A 3,037-nucleotide genomic window follows, 5' to 3' on the forward strand; every position below is an offset into this window, starting at 1 on the left:
CGAAATCTAAATCCTGTGCTTGACTTGGAATTGTCCATATAGGACATTTCTATTTGGTTATTAGGTAGGACATTTCTACTTGGGAATAACATGAAAAATCCTAGACTCATATCTAGGGTTTAAATTTAAAAAAACACATAAAAATTAATAATATGGTATCAATATTGTCCCATTGTAATTTGTTTCAATTCTAATGAATTATCAAACTCAAAATGTAAATAATTATCAAATATTTTGTATTTAAGCCAACTGTTACTTTCTCTTTCGGGGATTCCAAATAAATAAGCTACAAATTGCATCGTACTTTTTTGATTAATACCTGTGATCAGATTTTCTAAAAACGGGTATGGGTAATATTCTTCATTCTCTTTGACGTAGATGAAAATGGTATCTAGTATCTGATGTTCATTAAACCTGAACGTAATACCTCTCTTAAAAAATTGCCAATAGGATAGCTTTTCTCCACCAAAATTAGTCTCTAATGAGTCAAACTCACTTGCAACAAGAATAACTGCTTTCAAAATATCTGAACTTGACTCTTTAGTTCCAAGACAAGATAAAAAAACCTCTGCATCACCTGAAAAATTCACTTATGACATACCTAAATTAAAATTTTCTTTATTCTTTGGTTTTATCATATTAAAAATGAAATCTCTGATTCAAAGTTAAAATTTTCAAAAGCTGTATCCATTTAACATAAAATCTCTTATACGAAGCCAAAAATGGGAGCTATAAGCTCCCATTTTTAGTCTTTAATTCGCTTTTTCGCTTCGTCATAAACTATGCTATCAGCTCGTTTTCCGACGGTAATGAGCAGGATAACTACCTGATCATCTTTAACTTGATAGACAAGTCGGACACCAGCTTTTAATAATTTGATTTTATAGCAACCTGCAAGATCGCCTCTAAGCATATTCTTTGGAATATGTGGCTGCTCTATGGCTTTGGCTAGTTTCTTTTTAAATTGATCTCGTATAGCAACAGGGAGTTTTTCCCATTCTGCTGTAAAGTCCTTGTGACGTAAAAGCTTATAAGTCATCTAATGTGACTTCCTCAAACATCTCTTTAGGATCATTAATGCGCTTACGGACAAGAGCTAATAATTCTTCATCTTCTTCCGAAAGCAAAGCTTTTTTGACAGGCAGTTTCCCAGTCGTAGCAACATACTCAAGAATACTAGTGAAGAAATCCGTAGGTGCAATACCTTGCTCTTTAAGGATTGAATAAGATTTTTCTTTAAGGGCTTCATCGATCCTGAAGTTAACAGTAGCCATCATATTTCCCAAGTATTTAATGTACTAGGAACAGTGTAATGCAAATTGCATTACAAGTCGACTTCGCATAACCTCCATTATGTTAAATGGGGGAATCTTTGGCTTTAGAAAGGAGTGCTAAGCATAAAGAAATAAAAATCATACCTATCCAGCCAATGGGAGTTAACTTTTCTCCAACTAATGCTATTGCCAATATTGCAGCAACTAAAGGCTCAAACAAAGTTAAAGTAATTGCTTTACTTGCTGGAACAGTTTTTAAACCATAGCCAAATAATACATATCCTAAAAACATTGGAATAAGCATCATGTAGCCTACGACATAAATATTTATATTCTGTTCAAATAAATTTGAGCCAGTAAAGAATAAAGTAGGCAACAATAAAAGCGATGCGAAACCAAAAATCAGCCCCATAGAGGCTTTTGAATCTATTCCCCGATCTATAAGTTTTTTAGCTGCCCAAGAATATAAGGCATAGGTTAGTCCAGCAACAGCACCTAAAATGATTCCTAAAATTTGTCCATTATTTGTTATTTTTTCTGAGGTTGTCGGTGAGTGTGACTCACCTATAGATAAAAAAATTACACCCATAATTCCCAAGATAAAACTAATAAACCAAATCATAGAAAGTTTTTTTTGATCAAAAAAACGTTCTAAAAGTGCTGTAAATAAAGGGGCAGTACCAATTGAAACAACAGTACCAATAGTTACCCCAGCTAAATGCATAGAAGAATAAAATGCCAAAGGATAAATAAAGACAGAAACGACTCCTGTTATCAGAATAACAAGATTAGAATTTATGTGAATTAAATTCTTTTTAATACTTTTTCGGGCTAAAAGTGCTTGTAAAAGACCACCACCACCCATAGCGGCAGCACCGATAGCAAGAGGACTGAGATTTGGAGCAAACGTAGCAGCTGTACCTGTAGTTCCCCAAAGAAAAGCAGCTAAAAGAACAGCAATAAATCCGTAATTAGAAGCATTAGGAAGCATATTACTCATACAACTTCTTGCTCTAAAATATTAAGGACGATTCTTTTTGCAGCTTGAATTTTATGACTTGAGCCTTCTAAACCTGCTCTAGCAATGGATCCTTCTAGAATAAAAGATAGCATTAAAGCTATTTTTTGAACTTTATCTTGATTTGGAAAAATCTCAGAAAGCTGATTAGAAATAATGTTTTCAATTTCATCTTTATGCAATTTAATAGCCCATCTTTCAGGACTATTCGCTGGAAATTCAGCAGCTGCATTTAATAGACCACATCCTCGAAAACCCTTTTCATAAGCAAATTCAGCATGATCTTGATAGGCATCAAAAACTGCTAATATTTTATCTAAAGGAGTATGTGCTTCCTTACTTCTAATGGCATATAAATCAAGCCACTCTTGATGTCTAGCCTCAATATAAGAGTTAACTATATGAGATTTAGCAGGGAAATTATTATATAAGGACATTTTTGCAACTTTTGCCTTTTCTGTAATGGCATTAATTCCAGTGTTATTTATGCCATCGTTATAAAATAGGATCGAGGCTGCTTCTAAAATTCGTTGCTTGGCAGTTTTCATAAGGTTTAATTTAGGTAGACCGATATACCTAATATATAAGATGAGAACAGAATATTCAATTTTTAAGCTTCCCTACAATTAACATAATACACCTTATACGAAGTCAAAATGTAACTCCAAAATAGAAATGTCCGGTTTCTCCAAAGTAAAAATGTCCGCTTTTAGAATATGCACTTTTGCAATTTTCTTAGCGGACG

The 3,037-nt window shown here is 33.4% G+C and carries 5 protein-coding genes; all 5 read right to left on the minus strand.

Features of this window, described 5'->3' with window-relative positions; genetic code table 11:
* Nucleotides 1-158: 158 nt before the first annotated feature.
* The 5 genes from NI462_RS14800 to NI462_RS14820 all read right to left on the minus strand — a co-directional run bounded on the left by NI462_RS14800 (nucleotide 159) and on the right by NI462_RS14820 (nucleotide 2,840).
* Nucleotides 159-590: a DUF6392 family protein gene (locus NI462_RS14800; protein ID WP_253161220.1), complete on the minus strand. Its 432-nt coding sequence runs from the start codon at nucleotides 588-590 to the stop codon at nucleotides 159-161.
* A 155-nt stretch (nucleotides 591-745) separates the two neighbouring features.
* Nucleotides 746-1,039, minus strand: coding sequence for a type II toxin-antitoxin system RelE family toxin (locus NI462_RS14805; RefSeq protein WP_004647759.1), 294 nt, complete (start codon nucleotides 1,037-1,039; stop codon nucleotides 746-748).
* Nucleotides 1,029-1,274 (minus strand): type II toxin-antitoxin system RelB/DinJ family antitoxin, encoded by a 246-nt coding sequence (locus NI462_RS14810; RefSeq protein ID WP_000246755.1) that lies wholly within the window; start codon nucleotides 1,272-1,274, stop codon nucleotides 1,029-1,031. Before NI462_RS14810 ends, NI462_RS14805 begins: the two co-directional genes overlap by 11 nt.
* 82 nt (nucleotides 1,275-1,356) lie before the next feature.
* Nucleotides 1,357-2,274 (minus strand): DMT family transporter, encoded by a 918-nt coding sequence (locus NI462_RS14815; RefSeq protein WP_253161222.1) that lies wholly within the window; start codon nucleotides 2,272-2,274, stop codon nucleotides 1,357-1,359.
* Nucleotides 2,271-2,840, minus strand: a complete 570-nt coding sequence (locus tag NI462_RS14820; RefSeq protein WP_004733260.1) for a TetR/AcrR family transcriptional regulator — start codon at nucleotides 2,838-2,840, stop codon at nucleotides 2,271-2,273. The genes NI462_RS14815 and NI462_RS14820 overlap by 4 nt, the downstream gene beginning before the upstream one ends.
* Nucleotides 2,841-3,037: the final 197 nt, after the last annotated feature.

The sequence above is a fragment of the Acinetobacter lwoffii genome (assembly GCF_024129715.1).
Classification (GTDB): Bacteria; Pseudomonadota; Gammaproteobacteria; order Pseudomonadales; family Moraxellaceae; genus Acinetobacter; species Acinetobacter lwoffii_U.